Genomic DNA, 21,166 nt, shown 5'->3' on the forward strand with positions numbered 1-21,166 from the left:
CACCGAAATCAAATACGCCGCGCGGCGTAACGCTTGAGCATGCTCGGGACGTCGAGAATCAACGCGATGCGACCGTCACCGGTGATGGTGGCCCCGGACATGCCCGGGGTGCCCTGCAACATCTTGCCCAGCGGCTTGATTACCACTTCTTCCTGGCCAACCAGTTGATCGACGACAAAGCCGATGCGCTGCGTGCCGACCGACAGGATCACCACGTGGCCCTCGTGCTGCTCTTCATGCACCTGGCCCTGTACCAGCCAGCGCTTGAGGTAGAACAGCGGCAGCGCCTTGTCGCGCACGATCACCACTTCCTGGCCGTCGACCACGTTGGTGCGCGACAGGTCGAGGTGGAAGATCTCGTTGACGTTGACCAGCGGGAAGGCAAACGCCTGGTTGCCCAGCATCACCATCAAGGTGGGCATGATCGCCAAGGTCAGCGGTACCTTGATGACGATCTTCGAGCCCTGGCCCTTGGCCGAGTAGATGTTGATCGAACCGTTGAGCTGGGAAATCTTGGTTTTCACCACGTCCATGCCCACGCCACGGCCAGACACATCGGAAATCTCGGTCTTGGTCGAGAAGCCCGGGGCGAAGATCAGGTTGTAGCAGTCCGACTCGCTCAGGCGCTCGGCGGCATCTTTGTCCATCAGGCCTTTTTCTACGGCCTTGGCGCGCAAGATGTTCGGGTCCATGCCCTTGCCGTCGTCAGAGATCGACAGCAGGATGTGGTCACCTTCCTGTTCGGCCGACAGCACCACACGGCCGGTGCGGGCCTTGCCAGAGGCTTCACGCTCATCGGGCATCTCGACACCATGGTCGACGGCGTTGCGCACCAGGTGCACCAACGGGTCGGCCAGGGCCTCGACCAGGTTCTTGTCCAGGTCAGTCTCTTCGCCGACCAGCTCCAGGTTGATCTCTTTCTTCAGTTGGCGGGCAAGGTCGCGCACCAGGCGCGGGAAGCGGCCGAACACTTTCTTGATCGGCTGCATGCGGGTTTTCATCACCGCCGTCTGCAAGTCGGCCGTGACCACGTCGAGGTTGGACACGGCCTTGGACATGGCCTCGTCGCCGCTGTTCAGGCCCAGACGCACCAGGCGGTTACGCACCAGCACCAGTTCGCCGACCATGTTCATGATTTCGTCCAGGCGCGCGGTGTCGACGCGAACGGTGGTTTCCGCTTCGCTGACAGCATGCTTCTCTACAGCCGGCGCCGGCGCACGGGGGGCCGGCGCAGGCTTGCTGGCGGCCGCAGGCGCCGGGGCAGCAGCGGCTGGTTTGGCCACTGGCAGGCTGTCGGCCTTGGCCTGGGCAGGCGCTTGCGCCTTGGCGACAGCCGGGGCCTCGGCCGCAGCAACGTCACCACCAAACTTGCCTTTGCCGTGCAACTGGTCCAGCAGGGCCTCGAACTCGTGCTCGCTGATTTCGTCGCTGGCAGCGCTGTGGTCAACCGCGACCGGCGCCGGCGCGTTGGCAGCAGGCAAGACGTCCGCCTGGAAAGTGCCCTTGCCATGCAACTGGTCGAGCAACGATTCGAATTCTTCGTCGGTAATTTCGTCGCTTGCCGCGTCTACAGGCAAGGCGACCGGTTGCACCACGACGTCGACACTGAACTGGCCTTTGCCGTGCAACTGGTCGAGCAGCGACTCGAACTCGGCATCAGTGATTTCGTCACCTTCGCCACTGACAGCCTCGCCCTGCATCTGCTCGTCGACCGCCGCTTGCGCCTTGACCGCATCGAGCGAATCGAGCAGCTGTTCAAACTCGCTATCGGTAATGTCCTGGTCATCGGCTGGGGCCGTGGCCGCAACAGGCGCCTCGGCTGACGGTGCCGGGGCCGCAGGCGGTTGCGCAACCTCGGCGCCACCGGGCTCGGCCAGGCGCGACAAGGCCGCCAGCAGCTCGGGGGTGGCCGGTGTCACCTCTGCGCGCTCGCGTACCTGGCCGAACATACTGTTGACCGTATCCAGTGCTTCAAGCACCACGTCCATCAGTTCCGCATCGACCCGGCGCTCACCTTTGCGCAGGATGTCGAACACGTTCTCGGCAATATGGCAGCACTCCACCAGCTCGTTCAGCTGAAGGAAGCCGGCGCCCCCTTTTACAGTGTGGAAACCGCGAAAGATCGCATTGAGCAGGTCGGCATCGTCAGGTCGGCTTTCCAGCTCGACCAGTTGCTCGGACAGTTGCTCAAGAATTTCGCCGGCTTCTACCAGGAAATCCTGGAGGATTTCTTCATCGGCGCCGAAGCTCATCAAACGTGCTCCTTAAAAACCCAGGCTGGACAGCAAATCATCGACATCGTCCTGACCGGACACAACGTCTTCACGCTTATCGGCATGAATCTGCGGACCTTCACCCCGAGTCGGATGTTTTTCTAGATCTTTTTCTGCGCGCAGTTGATCGTGGTCATGCTGGATACCAGCAAAACGGTCGACCTGGCTGGCCATCAGCACCAGTTTGAGCAGGTTGCTTTCCACCTCGGTCACCAGGCTGGTGACGCGCTTGATCACCTGGCCGGTCAGGTCCTGATAGTCCTGAGCCAGCAGAATATCGTTGAGATGGCCGGCAACCTTGCGGTTACCTTCAGCGCTGTGCGTCAGGAAACTGTCGACGCGTTTGACCAGCTCGCGGAACTCTGGCGCAGCCACCTCGCGGCGCATGAAACGCTGCCAGTCGGTACTCAGGGCCTTGGCTTCGCTGGACAGGTCGTTGAGCACCGGGGTGCTTTCTTCGACCAGGTCCATGGTGCGGTTGGCCGCCCCTTCGGTCAGCTTGACCACGTAAGACAGGCGCTCGGTAGCGTCGGTAATCTGCGACACCTCCTCGGCCTGTGGCATGGTCGGGTCGATCTGGAAACTGACGATAGCGCTGTGCAACTCGCGGGTGAGCTTGCCGACTTCCTGATACAGGCCACGGTCGCGGGTCTGGTTCAGCTCGTGAATCAGCTGTACCGCCTCGCCGAAACGACCCCGCTCCAGGCTTTCGACCAACTCCTGGGCATGTTTCTTCAGGGTCGATTCGAACTCGCCCAATGACGTTTGTGATGAATCCATGGCGCGCCCCCTGACGTGACTCAGCCGTTGACGCGTTCGAAGATCTTCTCGATCTTTTCTTTGAGCACCTGGGCGGTGAACGGCTTGACGACATAGCCATTGACCCCGGCCTGGGCCGCTTCGATGATCTGGTCGCGCTTGGCCTCAGCGGTCACCATAAGCACAGGCAAGTGCTTCAGTTGCTCGTCGGCACGCACTTTGCGCAGCAAGTCGATGCCGGACATGCCGGGCATATTCCAGTCGGTTACCAGGAAGTCGTAGGCGCCCCTTTGCAGCATCGGCAGCGCCGTGGTGCCATCGTCGGCTTCTTCGGTGTTGGTGAAGCCCAGGTCACGCAACAGGTTCTTGATGATCCGCCGCATCGTCGAAAAGTCGTCAACGATGAGGATTTTCATGTTCTTGTCCAATTAGACCTCCAAGCAGTCTCAAACGCGCCCGGCCGACCGGGCACGCACTCATTCAATTCGGTACAACGTGGAAAAAGCACGTGGAAAACGACTGCAACGACACCGGGCTCAACGTGCCCGCCATTCCCCCAGGCGGCTGCGCAACCGAGCGGCACACTGGCTGTGCAGCTGGCTGACCCGCGACTCGCTGACCCCAAGCACCTCGCCGATTTCCTTGAGGTTCAGCTCTTCGTCGTAGTACAGCGCCAGCACCAGGCGCTCACGCTCCGGCAGGTTGGCAATGGCCTCGGTCAGGGCAGCCTGGAAGCGCTCGTCCTCCAGGCCACGCGCAGGTTCGACATGGCCACTGGCGCCGTCCTCGTGCAGCCCTTCGTGCTCGCCGTCCTGCAACAGGTCGTCAAAGCTGAACAGGCGGCTGCCCAGGGTATCGTTCAAGATCCCGTAGTAATCATCGAGACTCAATTGGAGTTCGGCAGCAACTTCATGATCTTTAGCGTCTCGGCCGGTTCTGGCTTCAACGGCACGCATCGCGTCACTGACCATGCGGGTGTTGCGGTGCACCGAACGCGGTGCCCAGTCGCCCTTGCGCACCTCGTCCAGCATGGCCCCGCGGATGCGGATGCCGGCATAGGTTTCAAAGCTGGCGCCTTTGCTGGCGTCATACTTGTTGGCCACTTCAAGCAGGCCGATCATGCCGGCCTGGATCAAGTCCTCGACCTGCACGTTGGCCGGCAACCGCGCCAACAGGTGGTAGGCAATGCGCTTGACCAGTGGGGCGTAGCGTTCGATCAGCTCGTACTGGGCGTCTTTCGCTGCCCGGCTGTACATCTTGAAGCCGCTGGCATTCATAGCACGGGTCCCGCGCTGGTGGGCTGCACCAGGCGCTCGACAAAGAATTCCAGGTGGCCGCGCGGATTGGCTGGCAGCGGCCAGCTGTCAACCTTCTGGGCAATCGCCTTGAAGGCCAGCGCGCACTTGGAACGCGGGAAGGCTTCGTAGACGGCGCGCTGCTTCTGCACCGCCTTGCGCACACACTCGTCGTACGGCACCGCGCCCACGTACTGCAGGGCCACGTCGAGGAAGCGGTCGGTGACCTTGGTCAGCTTGGCGAACAGGTTGCGCCCTTCCTGCGGGCTTTGCGCCATGTTGGCCAGCACGCGGAAACGATTCATCCCGTAGTCGCGGTTGAGCAGTTTGATCAGGGCGTAGGCATCGGTGATCGAGGTAGGCTCGTCGCAGACCACCAGCAGGACTTCCTGGGCTGCGCGAACGAAGCTGACCACCGACTCACCAATCCCCGCCGCAGTGTCGATCACCAGTACGTCGAGGTTGTCACCGACTTCACTGAACGCCTGGATCAGCCCGGCATGCTGGGCCGGGGCCAGGTGCACCATGCTCTGGGTGCCCGAGGCCGCGGGGACGATGCGCACGCCGCCAGGGCCTTGCAACATCACGTCACGCAGCTCGCAGCGCCCTTCGATGACATCGGCCAGGGTACGTTTGGGGGTAAGGCCCAGCAAAACGTCGACGTTGGCCAGGCCCAGGTCCGCGTCAAGCAGCATGACCCTGCGGCCGAGTTCGGCCAGCGCCAGGGACAAGTTCACTGAAACGTTAGTCTTGCCGACGCCACCTTTGCCACCGGTCACGGCGATCACCTGTACGGGATGCATGCTACCCATGTCTGTTCTTTACCTTGTCTCGCTGGGACTCAGGCCACACGTGGGGCAATTCTGCGTACCCCTTGGCATAGCTACTTTGCACACGCTTCATGGTCAACCCGCCCGCCGGGGGTTGTGATAGAGATCAGCGAACATGTCGGCCATGGCCTCTTCGCTGGGCTCGTCCTGCTGCTGCACATTGACCGCACGGGAAACCAGCTGGTGGCCGCGCGGCAGGTGCAGGTCGTCCGGAATGCGCGGGCCATCGGTCAGGTAGGCCACGGGCAGTTCATGACTGATGGCAAGGCTCAACACATCGCCAAGGCTTGCCGTTTCATCCAGCTTGGTCAGGATACAACCGGCCAGGCCACAGCGCTTGTAGCTGTGGTAGGCGGCGGTCAGTACCTGCTTTTGGCTGGTGGTGGCCAGCACCAGGTAATTCTTCGCGGCAATGCCACGCCCGGCCAGGGTTTCCAGCTGCATGCGCAGAGCCGGATCGCTGGCCTGCAGGCCGGCGGTATCGATCAGCACGACGCGCTTGCGCAAAAGCGGTTCCAGCGCCGCAGCCAGCGACTGCCCCGGGTCGACGTAGGTCACTGGCACGTTGAGGATGCGGCCCAAGGTCTTGAGCTGCTCCTGGGCGCCGATACGGAAGCTGTCCATGCTCACCAGCGCCAGGTTCTGCGCGCCGTACTTGAGCACGTAGCGGGCCGCCAGCTTGGCCAGGGTGGTGGTCTTGCCCATGCCGGCCGGGCCAACCATGGCAATCACCCCACCCTCTTCGATCGGCTCGATTTCAGGAATGTCGATCATCCGCGCCAGGTGCGCCAGCAGCATGCGCCAAGCCTGGCGAGGTTCTTCGATCTCGGTGGTCAGGTCCAGCAACTCACGGGCGATCGGCCCGGACAGGCCGATGCGCTGCAAGCGGCGCCAGAGGTTGGCCTGCTGTGGCTTGCTGCCCTGCAGCTGGGTCCAGGCCAGCGAACCGAGCTGCACTTCCAGCAGCTCGCGCAGGCCCGACAGCTCGGAGCGCATGGCATCGAACAGGCGCGGGTCGACCGGCGCAGCAGCAGGGGCAGCGGCAGCCTCAGGGGCATCGACGTGCGGCTCGATCAACGGCTCGGCGGCCGTCAGCGACTGCCCGGCAAACAATTGGCGGTTGTTGTCGCTGCTGTCCTGGCGGTGGTCCAGCTCGGCCTGGGCAGTGGCGATGCGCGTATGGGTCTTGCGCAGCTCTTCTTCCAGCTCGGCGTTGGGCACACGCGGGGCCAGGGCGGACAGCTTGTAGTCCAGCGCGGCCGTCAGTTCGACACCACCGGCAATACGGCGGTTGCCAATGATCGCGGCATCGGCGCCCAGCTCGTCACGGACCAGTTTCATGGCCTGACGCATATCGGCGGCGAAAAATCGCTTAACTTGCATTATCCACTACCTCAGCCGTTAGGGCCCACGGTGGCAACGATGGTGACTTGCTTGTTGTCCGGTATTTCCTGATACGCCAGAACATGCAAATTCGGTACAGCCAGGCGACCGAAACGCGACAGCATGGCGCGGATCGGGCCGGCGACCAGCAGGATGGCCGGCTGGCCCTGCATTTCTTGGCGCTGGGCCGCTTCGATCAGCGAACGTTGCAGCTTCTCGGCCATGCTCGGCTCCAGAAGAACACCATCTTCCTGACCTTGCCCGGCCCTTTGCAGACTATTGAGCAAAATCTGTTCCAACCTTGGCTCCAAGGTAATCACTGGCAGCTCCGACTCAACGCCGACAATGCTTTGCACGATGGCGCGACACAATCCGACGCGCACCGCCGCCACCAGCGCGGCGGTATCTTGACTCTTGCCGGCGTTGTTCGCGATGGCCTCGGCGATACTGCGAATATCACGCACCGGCACCTGTTCCGACAACAGCGCTTGCAGCACCTTGAGCAGGCCCGACAAGGAAATGACACCCGGCACCAGCTCTTCTGCCAGTTTAGGCGATGCCTTGGACAGTACCTGCAACAGTTGCTGAACCTCTTCGTGGCCGATCAGCTCGTGGCAGTGCTTCTGCAGGATCTGGTTGAGGTGGGTGGCCACCACGGTGCTTGCGTCGACCACGGTGTAGCCCAGCGACTGCGCCTGGGACCGCTGGCCGACGTCGATCCACACAGCCTCCAGGCCAAACGCCGGGTCACGCGCGGCAATCCCGTTCAGGGTGCCGAACACTTGCCCGGGGTTGATCGCCAGCTCCCGGTCGGGGTAAATCTCCGCTTCTGCCAGGATCACCCCCATCAGGGTGAGGCGATAGGCGCTGGGCTGCAGGTCGAGGTTATCGCGAATGTGCACGGTGGGCATGAGGAAACCCAGGTCCTGGGACAGTTTCTTGCGCACCCCCTTGATCCGCGCCAGCAACTGGCCGCCCTGGTTGCGATCGACCAGCGGGATCAGCCGGTAGCCGACTTCCAGGCCGATCATGTCGATGGGCGTCACGTCGTCCCAGCCCAGCTCCTTGGTATCAAGCGCGCGCTGCGGCGAGGGCAGCAGGTCTTGCTGGCGCTGCGCCTCCTGCTGCGCGTCCAGCTTGGCCTTGTGCTGTTTCTTCCACACCAGGTAGGCGCCGCCACAGGCCAGCAGGCCAAGGCTGAGGAAGGCCACGTGGGGCATGCCCGGCACCAGCCCCATCACGATCATCAGCGCGCCGGACACCGCCAGGGCCTTGGGCGAATCGAACATCTGCCGGTTGATCAGCTTGCCCATGTCCTCGGAGCCCGAGGCGCGGGTAACCATGATCGCGGCGGCGGTGGACAGCAGCAGTGATGGCAATTGCGCCACCAAACCGTCACCGATGGTCAGCAAGGCATACACCTTGCCGGCATCGCCGAAGGTCATGCCGTGTTGCAGCATGCCGATCAGCATGCCACCGATAAGGTTGATGAACAGGATCAGCAGGCCGGCGATGGCGTCACCGCGCACGAACTTGCTGGCACCGTCCATCGAGCCGTAGAACTCGGCCTCTTGCGCCACCTCGGCACGGCGGTGCTTGGCCTGGGCCTGGTCGATCAGGCCGGCGTTGAGGTCGGCGTCGATGGCCATCTGCTTGCCCGGCATGGCGTCGAGGGTGAAACGCGCGCTCACCTCCGAAATACGCCCGGCACCCTTGGTCACCACCACGAAGTTGATGATCATGAGGATGGCAAACACCACGCCACCGACCACGTAGTTGCCGCCGATCACCACCTCGCCGAAGGCCTGGATCACCTTGCCGGCAGCGCCGTGGCCCTCCTGGCCATGCAGCATGACCACACGGGTGGACGCCACGTTCAGGGCCAGGCGCAGCAGTGTGGCCACCAGCAGGATGGTGGGGAAGGCGGCAAAGTCCAGCGGGCGCAGGGCGTACACACAGACCAGCAGCACCACGATCGACAGGGCGATGTTGAAGGTGAAGAACACGTCGAGCAGGAACGGCGGTATCGGCAACATCATCATTGCCAACATCACCAGCAGCAGCAGCGGCACGCCCAGGTTGCCCCGGCCGAGGCCGGCCAGGTTGTTGCGGGCGTTGGTGATTAACTGAGTGCGATCCACCGCGAGTCCTCTTGATGCAAAACTTTGACGCCCAGGGGGCGCCTGGGCGTGGCTTTGCAAGAAGCCTTCCAACTTTGCACTGGAGAGGATGCTGTTTTTGTAGGAGCAGCCTTGTGCTGCGAAGAGGCCATTGCAAGCGAAGATCAACTTCAGCCTTACCGGCCTCTTCGCAGCACAAGGCTGCTCCTACAGGCACCGCGCCGCCCTTCCGGATAACAAGAGGTCAACTGTCGCGGCGCAGGTCCGGCGGGATCGGCAAATCTTCTTTCAACGGCTCTGGCCGCTTACCCCTGCCGGCGCGGTACTGGCGGATCTGGAACACATAGGCCAGCACCTGCGCAACGGCCAGGTACAGGCCTGCCGGGATTTCCTGCTCAGGCTCGGTGGAGTAGTAGATCGCCCGCGCCAGCGCCGGCGATTCGAGAATCTGGATCTTGTGCTCCACGCCAATCTCCCGAATCTTCAAGGCCATGAAGTCGGCACCCTTGGCCAGCAGCAACGGCGCCGCCCCGCCCTTCTCCGGGTCGTACTGCAGGGCCACCGCATAGTGCGTCGGGTTGGTAATGATCACGTCAGCCTGCGGCACCGCCGCCATCATGCGCCGCTGCGACATCTCGCGCTGCAGTTGGCGAATGCGTTGCTTGACCTCCGGCTTGCCCTCGCTGTCCTTGTACTCGTCGCGCACTTCCTGCTTGGTCATCTTCATTTTCTTGTGCGTCTGGTACAGCTGGAACGGCACGTCCGCCGCAGCAATCAGCAACAGCCCGGCCGACATCCACAAGGCACTCCAACCCACCACCTGCAGGCTGTGGATGATCGCCTGCTCCATCGGCTCATTGGCAATCGCCAGCAAGGCCTGGCGGTCGTTGGACAGCACCACCACCGCGACTATCAAGATCACGAAGAACTTGGCCAGCGCCTTGAGCAGCTCGGTCAGGCTATTCATCGAGAACATGCGCTTGATCCCCGATAACGGGTTCATGCGGCTGAATTTTGGCTGCAGCAAGCTGCCAGAGAACAGGAAGCCGCTGAGGGCAATAGGTGCCACGAAGGAAATCACGAACAGCAGGATCAGCACCGGCTGCACCGCCCATATCGCCATCTTGCCCGAGGCCAGCAGAAAGGCGCCCATGGCCCGCTCGTCGACAATGATGTCGCGGGTCAGGCTGAAGTTCATGCGCATGATGCTCAGCAACGTCTCGGCCATATGACCGCCGAATGCCAGCAGGCCGCCGGCGCCAGCCAGGGTCACCGCCACCGTGTTCAGCTCCTTGGAGCGGGCGATCTCGCCTTTCTCGCGGGCATCGCGCTTGCGCTTGTCGGTGGGGTCTTCTGTCTTGTCCTGACCGCTCTCGCTTTCTGCCATGCTCAGCGCGCCCTCGCCAGTTCACGCAGCCATTGCAGCGCTTCGCTGGCCAATGCCTGGTAGTGGGACAGCACATCGGCCAGGCCGACCCAGAAAATGAACATACCCATGACCAGGGTCAGCGGAAAGCCAATGGAGAAGATGTTCAACTGCGGCGCGGCGCGGGTCATCACGCCGAAGGCAATGTTCACCACCAGCAAGGCAGCAATCACCGGCAGGATCAGCAACAGGCCGGCCGCAAAGACCCATCCCAGCCGCCCGGCCAGCTCCCAGAACTGGTTGACCACCAGCGCGTTGCCCACCGGCAAGGTGGTAAAGCTTTCGGTCAGCACTTCGAACACCACCAGGTGGCCGTTCATCAACAGGAACAGCACGCTCACCAGCATGGTCATGAACTGGCTGATCACCGTGACGTTCACGCCGTTGGCAGGGTCGACCATCGAGGCGAAGGCCATACCCATCTGCACCGCGACGATCTGCCCGGCAATCACGAAAGCCTGGAACAGCAACTGCAAGGCCAGGCCGAACAGCGCACCCACAATGATCTGTTCGGCGCACAGCAACAGGCCACGCAGGCTTAGCGGGTCGAATTCGGGCAACGGTGGCAGCGCCGGCACGATCACCACGGTAATGGCCACCGCCACGTACAGGCGCACCCGCGCCGGCAGCATGCGGGTGCCAAGGATCGGCATGGTCATCAGCACCGCAGTCACCCTGAACAACGGCAGGATGAAGGTGGCGACCCAGGTGCCGATCTGCGTGTCGGTCAGCTCCAGCATATCCGCGTCAACCGATCAGCTGCGGGATGTTGGTGTAAAGGGTGGTGATGTACTCCATGAACTTCTGTACCAGCCAGGGCCCGGCAACGATCAGCGTAATCAGCATGACCAGCAGGCGCGGCAGAAAGCTCAGGGTTTGTTCGTTGATCTGCGTGGCGGCCTGGAACATCGCCACCACCAGGCCCACCAGCAGGCTCGGCACCACCAGCACGGCAACCATCAGGGTGGTCAGCCACAGGGCGTCACGGAACAGGTCGACAGCTACTTCAGGTGTCATCGGCGGCTCTCCTTGACGGCGTCAGACGCCGCCGAAACTGCTGGCCAGGGTGCCCATGATCAGCGCCCAACCATCCACCAGCACGAACAGCATGATCTTGAACGGCAGCGAGATGATCAGCGGCGACAGCATCATCATACCCATGGCCATCAGCACACTGGCCACCACCATGTCGATGATCAGGAACGGGATGAAGATCATGAAGCCGATCTGGAACGCGGTTTTCAGCTCGGAGGTAACGAATGCCGGCACCAGAATCGTCAGCGGGACCTGGTCGGGGCCGGCGATGTCGGTGCGCTTGGACAGGCGCATGAACAGGTCGAGGTCGCTTTGCCGGGTTTGCGCCAGCATGAAGTCCTTGAGCGGCACCTGGGCCTTGTCGATGGCCTGCTGGGCGGTCATCTGCTCCTTGAGGTACGGCTGCAGGGCGTCCTGGTTCACCCGGTCGAACACCGGCGCCATGATGAACATGGTCAGGAACAGCGCCATGCCGGTCAGGATCTGGTTCGACGGCGTCTGCTGCAGGCCCAGGGCCTGCCGCAGGATCGAGAACACGATGATGATGCGGGTAAAGCTGGTCATCAGGATGACGAACGCCGGGATGAAGCTGAGCGCCGTCATGATCAGCAGAATCTGCAGGCTGACCGAATACTCCTGCTGCCCGTCCGCCCCGTTGGACAGGGTAATGGCCGGGATCGACAACGGGTCGGCGGCCAGGGCCAGCGGCGCAGCCAGCAGCAGCGCCAAAGTCAACAACATACGCAGCGGGCCGCTCATCACTTCTTGTCCTTAGGGTCCTTGCCCATCAGCTCCATCAACCGCTGGGCAAATTCCGGCGTTGCCTGACGTGCGCCAGCCGGCACTTCCACGGGTTCGGCCAGCACATGCAGCGCCTGGATGCTACCGGGGGTGTGGCCAATCAGGATCTGCTCCTTGCCCACCTGCACCAGCAGCAGGCGGTCACGCGGGCCGATGGCCCGGCTGCCGACGATCTCGATCACCTGCCCACCCTTTACCGCCGTACTCTGCATGCGCCGCAGCACCCAGGCCAGGAAGAAGATCAGGCCCACCACCAGCAGCAGACCGAAGACCATCTGCGCCAACTGCCCGCCAAGGCTGCCAGGCGCCGTTGCCGGGGTCGCCGCCGGCGTGGCCGCTGCCAGACAGGCCTGGCTGGCCAGCAGTGCAGCGAACGCCGCAATGGCGCGCATCGTGCCCTTCACTCAGCGCAGCTTCTTGATACGTTCGCTGGGGCTGATCACGTCGGTCAGGCGAATGCCGAACTTCTCGTTGACCACCACCACTTCGCCATGGGCGATCAGCGTGCCGTTGACCAGCACGTCGAGCGGCTCGCCGGCCAGGCGGTCAAGCTCGATCACCGAGCCCTGGTTGAGCTGCAGCAGGTTGCGGATGTTGATCTCGGTGCTGCCCACTTCCATGGAAATGTTCACCGGAATGTCCAGGATCACGTCCAGGTTCGGGCCTTCGAGGCTGACGTTTTCGTTCGGCTTCGGCGAGCTGGCGAACTCTTCCATCGGCATGCGGCCGGGGCCGCCGCTGCTACCGGTATTACCGCCCAGCAGCGCATCGATGTCGTCCTGCCCGGCCGAGCCGGTTTCTTCCAGGGCCGCAGCCCACTCATCGGCCAGCGCCTGGTCCTCTGCAGAGGTGATCTCGTTTTCGTTAGCCATGGTTTCCTCGACAGGCATTCAATTCGTTATGAGCGACCGGCACGCCTTCAGCGGCGTTCGATCGGGTCGATGATCTGCAGGGCCAGGTTGCCCTTGTGCGAACCCAGGCGCGCCTTGAACGACGGCACGCCGTTGGCGCGCAGCACCAGGTGCTCGGGCAGCTCCACCGGGATCACGTCGCCAGGCTGCATGTGCAGGATATCGCGCAGCTTCAGCTGGCGGCGGGCGACCGTGGCGGTCAGCGGCACCGCTACATCCAGCACGTCCTCACGCAGGGCCTTGACCCAGCGCTCGTCCTGGTCGTCCAGGTCGGACTGGAAGCCGGCATCGAGCATTTCCCGCACCGGCTCGATCATCGAGTACGGCATGGTCACGTGCAGGTCGCCGCCACCGCCGTCCAGCTCGATGTGGAAGGTGGACACCACCACCGCCTCGCTGGGGCCGACAATGTTGGCCATGGCCGGGTTGACCTCAGAGTTCATGTACTCGAAGGTGACCGGCATGATCGCCTGCCAGGCTTCCTTGAGGTCGACAAAACACTGGTCCAGCACCATGCGCACCACGCGCAGTTCGGTAGGGGTGAATTCGCGGCCTTCGATCTTGGCATGGCGGCCATCGCCACCGAAGAAGTTGTCCACCAGCTTGAACACCAGCTTGGCATCGAGGATGAACAGCGAGGTGCCGCGCAGCGGCTTGATCTTGACCAGGTTGAGACTGGTCGGCACGTACAGCGAGTGCACGTATTCGCCGAACTTCATCACCTGCACGCCACCCACGGCCACGTCGGCAGAACGGCGCAGCAGGTTGAACATGCTGATACGGGTATAACGGGCGAAGCGCTCGTTGATCATTTCCAGGGTCGGCATGCGACCCCGCACGATACGGTCCTGGCTGGTCAGGTCGTAGCTTTTGATACTGCCAGGCTCGGATGCGCTTTCGGTCTGCACCAGCCCGTCGTCGACGCCGTGCAACAGGGCATCGATTTCATCCTGGGACAGCAGGTCCTGTACGGCCATTGCGGACTCCTACTGCAATACGAAATTGGTGAACAGCAACTGGTCGATGACCGGCTTGCCGACTTCCTTCTGCGCCACTTCCTGGACCACTGCTGTAGCCTTCTGGCGCAACATCTCCTGCCCGACCGGGCTGCTGGCCAGGGAGTCGAAGCCCTGCCCGGAGAACATCATCACCAGGTTGTTGCGGATCACCGGCATGTGCACCTTGAGGGCATCCAGGTCGGCCTGGTTACGTGCCAGCATCGTGATGCTCAGTTGCATGTAGCGCTGGCGGCCGTTCTGGTTGAAATTCACCACGAATGCCGGGGTCAGCGCCTCGTAGATCGCCGCAGCCTTGGCGTTGCTGGCCGAAGGCTCGGCGGCCGGGGCCGACTCGCTCTTGTGCATGATGAACCAGGTAGCGCCCACCGAAAGGCCGATCGCCAGCAACAGGCCTGCGACGGCCAGCAGGATCAGCTTGAGTTTGCCTTTAGTGGCGGGGTCTTTGACTGCTTCGCTATTCGCCATGCCAATAATCCGTCGTCCATCGGGGGTTCAGAGGTGGATGGCTTGGCTTGAGCAAGTGTTATGCCAGATTTTGCAGACGATGGGTTCCAGCAGGTTTTACGGTGCTGCCTTCTTCGCGGGCACGCCCGCTCCCACAGGTGCCGCAAAGGATTTGAAAGCGATGAAACTCCTGTGGGAGCGGGCATGCCCGCGAAGAGGCCGACACTGCAAATGAAGAGTCAGGCGTAGTAGTCAACCGCACTGTCGCCGATAACCACCTGCTGCTCCACAGGCCGGCTGCCTTCGACTGGCTCGGCTCCGCCCTGCTCCGCCTGCCGCGCCGCCACCCCGGACAGGTTGCTGCCCTGCGCCTGCCCCTGCTGCTGTTGCCCGCGCGACTGGTCGGCCACGTTGACATCCGGCTGGGCCAGCCCCTGCTGGGCGAACAGTTCGCGCAGGCGGTGCACCTGGCTGTCGAGGGCATCACGCACACCGGCGTGGCCGCTTATGAAGGTGACCTGGGTCGACTGGTCCGTCGCTACATTGACGCGAATGTCCAACCGACCCAGCTCGGCCGGCTCCAGCTGGATATCCGCCGACTTGAGGTTCTGGCTGGACAGGTACATGACCCGGTTGACCAAGCCCTCGGCCCAGGCCCCCTGGTTCATCGGCAATGGCTGGTGCAGCGGCCCGGCATTGGCCGGCACGGCGTTGGCGGTCTTGGCCGTGGCAGCTTGGGTCAGGCTGGCCAGACGGTTGGCGAAATCATCGATGCGGGTGTCGCTACTGGCGCTCTTGGTGTCTTTCAGGCCATCCTCAAGCAAGGCACCGAAGGCCTTGTCACCCGGCTCGCCTGCTTCACCCTCGGTATTTTCCACCAGGTTCGCCAAGGTATTGACGGCGGCCTGCCCATCCTCGCCCTGGGCCTTGGACGGATCCAGAGCATGTGCCGAGGTTCCACCTTTGGCCTGGGCGCTGTGCTCCAGCGCCAGGCGCAAGGTTGGCAAATTGGCCAACGGGTCGGCATCGGGGTCGAAGGCCTCTTCGGCAGAGGGCTCTTCGGGCTCTGCCGCTACCTGCGCCGTGGCAGCCTGCAACACTGGCGCAACGGCCTCGGCCTGGGCCTGGATCAGCTGTGCGCCAGGCTGGGCATCAGTGACCTGGCCGGCCACCAGGCTGGCATCACGCAGGCCGGTATCGGCTTGGGCGGCGTCGTCAGCTGGCAACTTGTTGCCGTCATCGGCAACCGCGGTTGTGTCGGCGGCATCTTTCTTGCCACCCGCTGGCGCCTCAGGTTTGTCCTTTGGTGTGGCCCGGGCGACCTTGTCATCCTGCCCGGGGGCCTTGTCACGCCCCTGCCTGGCCATCACCTGGCCAAAGGCGTCGCCCTTGTCACCCAACGCCTGCAGCGGTTTATCCGCCTGCGCGGTGGCCGAACGCGAGGTGCTTGCAATGGCGTTGGCTTGCAACAAAGGGTTGGGTGCGACAGGCATTGAGCGGTCTCCGCGCCAGAAACAAAAAGATCATTCGGCCAGAAACAGGCAAGACTCGCGCCAACTTACACTTCAGCCTGCAGAAATACGCTGCTGCTCACCCCGATAGAAGTGCTGCACCTCGACATATTCAAGGTCGATGCGGTTGATCAGGTCTTCGATACCATACAGCGGCGGCCGCCGCGCGCGGTCTTCCAGTTGCTGACACAGGCCAGCCAGGGCCACGGCGCCCATGTTGCTGCTGCTGCCCTTGAAACTGTGGGCGGCCGCACCGAGCTCCTCGGCGCTTCTGGCCGCGTGCAGCTGGCTCAGGCGGCGTTCGGAGTCGTCGAGAAAGGTTTGCACCAACTGCAGGTAGCCATCCTCCATGACTTCACGCAGGTCACTGAGTACCTTGTGGTCAATATGCATGTCAGTCACTTGTTCACTCCTTGATCAAGCCAGATTATGCCCGAGCCAACCTGTGGCTCACCATTCGAACTCTACATGTGCGCAACGCCCGCCCTCGCTCCAGCGGCTGTTGCTGGCCAGCCGCTGAACCAGTTTCAGCCCTCGCCCGCTCAGGCCCTGCGCCAGCGAAGGCCGCGACAGCACATGCTGCACATCGAACCCGGCGCCGCTGTCGAGGACCTCGACCATCAGACGCCCGCCATCGGCGTGCGGTTCAACCGTAAAGTCGATGCGCACGAAACCGTCGGTCACCACACCCAGCCGTCGGGCGCGCTCCTGATAATAATCGGCAAACCCCTGCACATCGCGTTTGAGCCGCGAGTCCAGGCCCAGAACCCCATGTTCCAGCGCGTTGGAATACAGTTCGCTTAGTACTGCGTGCAGGCTGCCGGTACGCGCGCGCAGGCCGTGTATTTCTTGCAGCAACTGCACCAGGTAAGGCACCGGGTTGAAGCGCTTGAGGCTCTCGCCACGCACCTCGAACCGCAGCGACCAGTCCAGCGGGCTGGAGCGGCCGCTATCAGAGTAGATCATCGGCGCCGGCACCCGTTCTTCAGCGCTGAACATGCGAATGTCGCACAGGCTGATGTCATCACGCCGGTGCCCGCCAAAACGCTCCAGCGCCTGCATCACTTCGTCGAACAGCCGCGCTGGGTCGCGATTGTCGGCCAACACCGTACGCAGGCGCTGCACGCCGAATAGCCGCTCCTGGTCGTCGGCGGTGTCCAGCACGCCGTCCGACAACAACAACAGGCGTTCACCTGGCGCCAACGGCAATACTTCGGTGCTGTCATCGAAACGCTCCGCCGCCAGGATACCCAGGGGCAGGTGCCGAGAGCTCAGAGATGATAGCACCTGGCCAGCAACCGACAAGCGATAACCATCGGGCATGCCGCCGTTCCACACCTCTACCGAGCCACGCTGCAAGCTGAGGTCAAGTAGCAGTGCACAACAGAACATGTCCACCGGCAGGATGCGTTTGAGCTTGGCGTTCATCTCGCGCAGGATCTGCGCCATGCCGTAGCCCTTGGCGGTCATGCCGTAGAACACCTCGGCCAGGGGCATTGCCCCCACCGCCGCCGGCAGGCCGTGGCCGGTGAAATCACCAAGCAGCACGCGCATGTCGCCGGCCGGCGTGAATGCGGCCAGCATCAGGTCGCCATTGAACAGCGCATAGGGCGATTGCAGGTAGCGGATGTTGGGGGCAGAAAGGCAGCCGGAGTGGGCCACCTTGTCAAATACCGCCTTGGCCACCCGCTGCTCGTTGAGCAGGTGGTGGTGGTGCCGGGAAATCTGGTCGCGTTGCTCCAGCACGGTAGCCTGCAGCCGGCGCAGGCGGTCCATGGCGCGAATCTTGGCGCCGAGGATCACCGCACTGTAGGGCTTGGCCATGAAATCATCGCCCCCGGCCTCCAGGCAGCGCACCAGGCCCTCCTCCTCATTCAGCGACGTCAGGAAAATGATCGGCACCAGCGCCTCGCCGGCCAGGGCCTTGATCTGCCGCGCCGCCTCAAAGCCATCCATCACCGGCATCAGCGCATCCAGCAGCACCAGCTGCGGGCGCCGCTCGATGAACAGCGCCACCGCCTGCTCGCCGTTTTCTGCGGTAAATACCTGATGGCCCTGGCGGCGGACGATCTGCGCCAGCAGCAGTCGGTCAGCGGCTCCGTCTTCGGCGACCAGCACGGTCAACGCCTGTTCGGCGGGCATATCGACGCTCAACTGATGTCGAAAAGCTTTTCGAAATTGGAAATGGCGAGGATCTTGCGCACATCGGAGCTGGCATGCACCACGCGCACATCCGACTCATCGCCGCCCGCATGATCACGCAGCAACAACAGCATGCCGAGCGCGGAACTGTCGAGGTAGGTGGTGTCTTTCAGGTCGACGATCACCGATTCGGGCCGATAGGGCTGGCGTTCATAGGCGTCACGAAATTCCTGATGCTTGCCGAAATCGAAGCGCCCCTTGATCTTGATCGTCAGCTTTTTCCCTTCCTGCGAAAAATCAGTCTCGACTGCCATGCTAGCGATTCCTTCGATGATGGCGAATGCAACTCCATTAAGGTTTAGCAGGCTGGAGCAGGTGTAGCAAGGTCATAACTATGGCCTGCACCAGACTCGGACCCTGTGCAGCACCTGTGGGAGCTGGCTTGCCGGCGATAGGGCCGGCACAGGTTAAAAATGGTTTTGGCGGGGCAGGCGCTGCGACAGTTCGTCCAGCAACCGCTGCTCACGCTTGTCTTCGGCGCGCCGGGCTTCGTCCATGTAGCGCTGCACCAGCTTGCGCAAACCCTCTACCCGGGCATAAGCCTGCTGCCAGATGCCACGGGCGTTGTTGAGGTTGTTCTGGTGCCACACCAGGCTCTGGCGCTGCTGGGTCATGGCCGTTTCCAGCTGCCCCAGGAAACGCTGGTAGTTGACCAGCCAGCTGCCATTGACCCCCTGCCCGCCGCGGTTGATCCACTGCTGCTGGTAATCCTCCCGAAACCGTTCGAGTTCGGCCAGCTTGGCCTGGGCCGTGGCCACTTGCTGCTGGAAATGCCCCAGGCGCTGGGCGGCCTTGCGCTCGGCCTCTTCGGCCATGTCCACCACCGGCGCCAGGCGCGCCGCGCGTCCGGGCAGCGCCATGCCCTATCAGCCTGCCGGGGGCGTGAAAATCGCCCCCAGCTGTTCGCGGCTCTGCGCCATGCCCACATTCTCATGCAGGCCTTGGCGCAGAAACTCCACCAGCTTCGACTGCAAGGCAATGGCCAGGTCGGTTTCCGGATCGCCGCCGGCCACATAGGCGCCCACGCTGATCAGGTCGCGGCTTTGCGACAGGCGCGACCACAGTTGCTTGAACTTCTGCGCCTGGCGCAAGTGGTCGGCATCGACCACCTGGGGCATGACCCGGCTGATCGACGCTTCGATGTCGATCGCCGGGTAATGCCCTTCCTCGGCCAACCGGCGCGACAGCACGAAGTGGCCGTCAAGCACACCCCGCGCCGAGTCGGCGATCGGGTCCTGCTGGTCATCACCTTCGGACAACACGGTGTAGAACGCGGTGATGGAACCACCACCCGCCTCGCCATTGCCCGCCCGTTCCACTAGCTTGGGCAGCTTGGCGAATACAGACGGCGGGTAACCCCGGGTGGCCGGCGGCTCACCGATGGCCAGGGCGATTTCCCGCTGGGCCTGGGCGAAACGGGTGAGCGAGTCCATCAGCAACAGCACGTTCTTGCCCTTGTCGCGGAAGTACTCGGCAATGCGCGTGCAATACATGGCAGCGCGCAGGCGCATCAGCGGCGCATCGTCGGCAGGCGAAGCCACCACCACCGAGCGCTTGAGGCCCTCCTCACCCAGGATGTGCTCGATGAATTCCTTCACCTCACGGCCCCGTTCGCCGATCAGGCCTACCACGATGATCTCGGCTTCGGTGAAGCGGGTCATCATGCCCAGCAACACCGACTTACCCACGCCAGTACCTGCGAACAGGCCCAGGCGCTGGCCGCGACCGACGGTCAGCAGGCCATTGATGCTGCGTATGCCCACGTCCAGCGGCTTGCTGATGGGGTCACGATTGAGCGGGTTGATCACCGGCCCGTCCATCGGCACCCAATCCTCGGCCTTCATCCCGCCTTTGCCATCCAGCGCGCGGCCGGCGCCGTCCAGCACCCGACCTAGCATGCTCATGCCCATGGGCAGCCGGCCGCCGTCATCCAGCGGCACCACCCGGGCGCCAGGGGCGATACCGACAATGCTGCCGACCGGCATGAGGAACACCTTGGGCCCGGCAAACCCCATGACTTCGGCTTCCACCTGGACTGGGTGGTAGCTGTCGTCGTTGATCACCAGGCAGCGGCTACCCACGGCGGCGCGCAGGCCTTCGGCCTCCAGGGTGAGCCCGACCATGCGCAGCAGGCGGCCTTCGACGATGGGCTGGGCCGGCAGCTCGATGGCCTCGGCATAACTGCCCAGGCGCTTGCCAAAGCTGGTGCGTTTAAGGTGCATCAGGGCTTTCCACCGAACGCTCGACGGGGGCGTTCAGGTCTACCGACATGTCTGGCGCCGCCGGGTGCAGGGAATGGTCGTGCAACTGGTCGAACAGCTGCGCCACGGCTTTCTCGATACGCGTTTCCATGCTTGCATCGATGCGGCTATGGGCAGTCTCGATACGGCAGCCCCCCGGTAGCAGTGCGCTGTCTTCCAGCAGCCGCCAGTTTTCCTCATGGCGTTCGCGCAGGGCCTTGGCCAGTTCGAAGTCCTGTGGGTTGAGGTGGATGCGGATATTGTCCGCCCCCATGGGCAGCAGCTTCAGGGCTTCGCGCAGCACCTGGGTGATCTGGCTGGAGTCGTTGCGCAATTCGCGGCCGATCACCTGGCGGGTCATGTGCGCCACCAGGTGCACGAGGGTTTTCTCGATCTGCGTGTCTTGCTCGGCGATGGGCTCCATCAGGTTGGCCATCAGTTGCTCAAGGCTGTCGAGCTTGGCCTTCAGGGCCGCCTCGGCCTCCTGGCGGACCTTGAGCTGGGTACTGTGAAAACCCTCGCGCTCGCCGGTGGCGAAGCCTTCGTTGTAGGCTTCCTGGCGGATGGCCTCGAGCTCTTCGAGGGTGAGTGGCTGGACTTCTTCCAGCGGCACTTCCTCGATTTCTTCCTCGACCGGCTCGGGTTCCGGCTCAGGCTCGGGTACGGGCTCTGGCTCCGGGTCGAAGCTGGGCAGCGTCCACACGTCCACGCCCTCGAGGTCGCGGGCGCGGATCAGGTCGCTGGGGTGATGTTCTTTGGTGGACATGTTTTAAAGTACTCAACAAGCATGTTCGACCCATAGGGGCCTTGTGGGAGCTGGCTTGCCGGCGATCAAGGGCGCAGCCCTTGCCATGCAAAGGCTCTTCCTGGGCTGGCCTCATCGCCGGCAAGCCAGCTCCCACAATGACCGTACCAGC

At 63.1% G+C, this 21,166-nt stretch carries 22 protein-coding genes; all 22 read right to left on the reverse strand.

Annotation, left to right across the window (positions count from 1 at the left end; all coding sequences use genetic code 11):
* Window positions 1-8: 8 nt before the first annotated feature.
* Window positions 9-2,252, reverse strand: coding sequence for a chemotaxis protein CheA (locus JOY50_RS00570; protein WP_138737302.1), 2,244 nt, complete (start codon window positions 2,250-2,252; stop codon window positions 9-11).
* A 12-nt stretch (window positions 2,253-2,264) separates the two neighbouring features.
* Entirely contained in the window at window positions 2,265-3,053 is a 789-nt protein-coding gene (locus tag JOY50_RS00575; RefSeq protein ID WP_019472910.1) for a protein phosphatase CheZ, read from the reverse strand.
* A 20-nt stretch (window positions 3,054-3,073) separates the two neighbouring features.
* Window positions 3,074-3,448 carry a chemotaxis response regulator CheY gene (locus tag JOY50_RS00580; protein WP_165931641.1) on the reverse strand — a complete coding sequence of 125 codons (375 nt, stop codon included), beginning with the start codon at window positions 3,446-3,448 and terminating at the stop codon, window positions 3,074-3,076.
* 120 nt (window positions 3,449-3,568) lie between these two features.
* Window positions 3,569-4,309, reverse strand: a complete 741-nt coding sequence (gene fliA / locus JOY50_RS00585) for an RNA polymerase sigma factor FliA (protein WP_019472908.1) — start codon at window positions 4,307-4,309, stop codon at window positions 3,569-3,571.
* Entirely contained in the window at window positions 4,306-5,139 is an 834-nt protein-coding gene (fleN, locus tag JOY50_RS00590) for a flagellar synthesis regulator FleN (RefSeq protein ID WP_016488415.1), read from the reverse strand. Before fleN ends, fliA begins: the two co-directional genes overlap by 4 nt.
* 93 nt (window positions 5,140-5,232) lie before the next feature.
* Entirely contained in the window at window positions 5,233-6,540 is a 1,308-nt protein-coding gene (flhF, locus tag JOY50_RS00595; RefSeq protein ID WP_019472907.1) for a flagellar biosynthesis protein FlhF, read from the reverse strand.
* Window positions 6,541-6,551: 11 nt separating this feature from the next.
* Window positions 6,552-8,681, reverse strand: a complete 2,130-nt coding sequence (flhA, locus tag JOY50_RS00600) for a flagellar biosynthesis protein FlhA (RefSeq protein ID WP_132845416.1) — start codon at window positions 8,679-8,681, stop codon at window positions 6,552-6,554.
* A gap of 223 nt (window positions 8,682-8,904) precedes the next feature.
* Complete coding sequence (gene flhB / locus JOY50_RS00605; RefSeq protein ID WP_138737299.1) at window positions 8,905-10,047, reverse strand: flagellar biosynthesis protein FlhB; 1,143 nt, start codon at window positions 10,045-10,047, stop codon at window positions 8,905-8,907.
* Between the two features lie 2 nt (window positions 10,048-10,049).
* Complete coding sequence (gene fliR / locus JOY50_RS00610) at window positions 10,050-10,826, reverse strand: flagellar biosynthetic protein FliR (protein ID WP_019472904.1); 777 nt, start codon at window positions 10,824-10,826, stop codon at window positions 10,050-10,052.
* A 7-nt stretch (window positions 10,827-10,833) separates the two neighbouring features.
* The gene (fliQ, locus tag JOY50_RS00615) at window positions 10,834-11,103 is read right to left on the reverse strand and encodes a flagellar biosynthesis protein FliQ (protein ID WP_012273497.1); all 270 of its coding nucleotides are present in this window, start codon (window positions 11,101-11,103) and stop codon (window positions 10,834-10,836) included.
* A 21-nt stretch (window positions 11,104-11,124) separates the two neighbouring features.
* The gene (fliP, locus tag JOY50_RS00620) at window positions 11,125-11,880 is read right to left on the reverse strand and encodes a flagellar type III secretion system pore protein FliP (RefSeq protein ID WP_016488421.1); all 756 of its coding nucleotides are present in this window, start codon (window positions 11,878-11,880) and stop codon (window positions 11,125-11,127) included.
* A complete protein-coding gene (gene fliO / locus JOY50_RS00625) occupies window positions 11,880-12,314 on the reverse strand; it encodes a flagellar biosynthetic protein FliO (RefSeq protein ID WP_138737309.1) in 435 nt (144 codons plus the stop codon). The genes fliP and fliO overlap by 1 nt, the downstream gene beginning before the upstream one ends.
* 12 nt (window positions 12,315-12,326) lie before the next feature.
* Complete coding sequence (gene fliN, locus JOY50_RS00630; RefSeq protein ID WP_132845420.1) at window positions 12,327-12,794, reverse strand: flagellar motor switch protein FliN; 468 nt, start codon at window positions 12,792-12,794, stop codon at window positions 12,327-12,329.
* A gap of 47 nt (window positions 12,795-12,841) precedes the next feature.
* Window positions 12,842-13,810, reverse strand: coding sequence for a flagellar motor switch protein FliM (gene fliM / locus JOY50_RS00635; protein WP_013973595.1), 969 nt, complete (start codon window positions 13,808-13,810; stop codon window positions 12,842-12,844).
* A gap of 9 nt (window positions 13,811-13,819) precedes the next feature.
* Window positions 13,820-14,317, reverse strand: a complete 498-nt coding sequence (gene fliL, locus JOY50_RS00640) for a flagellar basal body-associated protein FliL (RefSeq protein ID WP_132845422.1) — start codon at window positions 14,315-14,317, stop codon at window positions 13,820-13,822.
* 218 nt (window positions 14,318-14,535) lie between these two features.
* Window positions 14,536-15,789 carry a flagellar hook-length control protein FliK gene (locus tag JOY50_RS00645; protein WP_138737298.1) on the reverse strand — a complete coding sequence of 418 codons (1,254 nt, stop codon included), beginning with the start codon at window positions 15,787-15,789 and terminating at the stop codon, window positions 14,536-14,538.
* Between the two features lie 72 nt (window positions 15,790-15,861).
* On the reverse strand, window positions 15,862-16,209 hold the full coding sequence (locus tag JOY50_RS00650; protein ID WP_019473827.1) for an Hpt domain-containing protein: 348 nt from the start codon (window positions 16,207-16,209) through the stop codon (window positions 15,862-15,864).
* A gap of 48 nt (window positions 16,210-16,257) precedes the next feature.
* Entirely contained in the window at window positions 16,258-17,949 is a 1,692-nt protein-coding gene (locus JOY50_RS00655) for a fused response regulator/phosphatase (RefSeq protein WP_243054641.1), read from the reverse strand.
* 8 nt (window positions 17,950-17,957) lie between these two features.
* Entirely contained in the window at window positions 17,958-18,263 is a 306-nt protein-coding gene (locus JOY50_RS00660; protein ID WP_019473829.1) for an STAS domain-containing protein, read from the reverse strand.
* A gap of 153 nt (window positions 18,264-18,416) precedes the next feature.
* Window positions 18,417-18,869, reverse strand: a complete 453-nt coding sequence (fliJ, locus tag JOY50_RS00665; protein WP_132845428.1) for a flagellar export protein FliJ — start codon at window positions 18,867-18,869, stop codon at window positions 18,417-18,419.
* Between the two features lie 6 nt (window positions 18,870-18,875).
* Window positions 18,876-20,231 (reverse strand): flagellar protein export ATPase FliI, encoded by a 1,356-nt coding sequence (fliI, locus tag JOY50_RS00670; protein WP_132845431.1) that lies wholly within the window; start codon window positions 20,229-20,231, stop codon window positions 18,876-18,878.
* Window positions 20,221-21,015, reverse strand: coding sequence for a flagellar assembly protein FliH (gene fliH / locus JOY50_RS00675; protein ID WP_132845433.1), 795 nt, complete (start codon window positions 21,013-21,015; stop codon window positions 20,221-20,223). Before fliH ends, fliI begins: the two co-directional genes overlap by 11 nt.
* Window positions 21,016-21,166 lie beyond the last annotated feature (151 nt).

It is taken from the genome of Pseudomonas sp. BP01 (assembly GCF_022760795.1).
GTDB lineage: Bacteria > Pseudomonadota > Gammaproteobacteria > Pseudomonadales > Pseudomonadaceae > Aquipseudomonas > Aquipseudomonas putida_Q.

Bases quoted from the DNA above. Each gene is read 5' to 3' on its own strand.
- JOY50_RS00570 (WP_138737302.1), bottom strand. From the start codon at position 2,252: ATGAGCTTCGGCGCCGATGAAGAAATCCTCCAGGATTTCCTGGTAGAA.
- JOY50_RS00575 (WP_019472910.1), bottom strand. From the start codon at position 3,053: ATGGATTCATCACAAACGTCATTGGGCGAGTTCGAATCGACCCTGAAG.
- JOY50_RS00580 (WP_165931641.1), bottom strand. From the start codon at position 3,448: ATGAAAATCCTCATCGTTGACGACTTTTCGACGATGCGGCGGATCATC.
- fliA (WP_019472908.1), bottom strand. From the start codon at position 4,309: ATGAATGCCAGCGGCTTCAAGATGTACAGCCGGGCAGCGAAAGACGCC.
- fleN (WP_016488415.1), bottom strand. From the start codon at position 5,139: ATGGGTAGCATGCATCCCGTACAGGTGATCGCCGTGACCGGTGGCAAA.
- flhF (WP_019472907.1), bottom strand. From the start codon at position 6,540: ATGCAAGTTAAGCGATTTTTCGCCGCCGATATGCGTCAGGCCATGAAA.
- flhB (WP_138737299.1), bottom strand. From the start codon at position 10,047: ATGGCAGAAAGCGAGAGCGGTCAGGACAAGACAGAAGACCCCACCGAC.
- fliR (WP_019472904.1), bottom strand. From the start codon at position 10,826: ATGCTGGAGCTGACCGACACGCAGATCGGCACCTGGGTCGCCACCTTC.
- fliQ (WP_012273497.1), bottom strand. From the start codon at position 11,103: ATGACACCTGAAGTAGCTGTCGACCTGTTCCGTGACGCCCTGTGGCTG.
- fliP (WP_016488421.1), bottom strand. From the start codon at position 11,880: ATGAGCGGCCCGCTGCGTATGTTGTTGACTTTGGCGCTGCTGCTGGCT.
- fliO (WP_138737309.1), bottom strand. From the start codon at position 12,314: ATGCGCGCCATTGCGGCGTTCGCTGCACTGCTGGCCAGCCAGGCCTGT.
- fliN (WP_132845420.1), bottom strand. From the start codon at position 12,794: ATGGCTAACGAAAACGAGATCACCTCTGCAGAGGACCAGGCGCTGGCC.
- fliM (WP_013973595.1), bottom strand. From the start codon at position 13,810: ATGGCCGTACAGGACCTGCTGTCCCAGGATGAAATCGATGCCCTGTTG.
- fliL (WP_132845422.1), bottom strand. From the start codon at position 14,317: ATGGCGAATAGCGAAGCAGTCAAAGACCCCGCCACTAAAGGCAAACTC.
- JOY50_RS00645 (WP_138737298.1), bottom strand. From the start codon at position 15,789: ATGCCTGTCGCACCCAACCCTTTGTTGCAAGCCAACGCCATTGCAAGC.
- JOY50_RS00655 (WP_243054641.1), bottom strand. From the start codon at position 17,949: ATGCCCGCCGAACAGGCGTTGACCGTGCTGGTCGCCGAAGACGGAGCC.
- JOY50_RS00660 (WP_019473829.1), bottom strand. From the start codon at position 18,263: ATGGCAGTCGAGACTGATTTTTCGCAGGAAGGGAAAAAGCTGACGATC.
- fliJ (WP_132845428.1), bottom strand. From the start codon at position 18,869: ATGGCGCTGCCCGGACGCGCGGCGCGCCTGGCGCCGGTGGTGGACATG.
- fliI (WP_132845431.1), bottom strand. From the start codon at position 20,231: ATGCACCTTAAACGCACCAGCTTTGGCAAGCGCCTGGGCAGTTATGCC.
- fliH (WP_132845433.1), bottom strand. From the start codon at position 21,015: ATGTCCACCAAAGAACATCACCCCAGCGACCTGATCCGCGCCCGCGAC.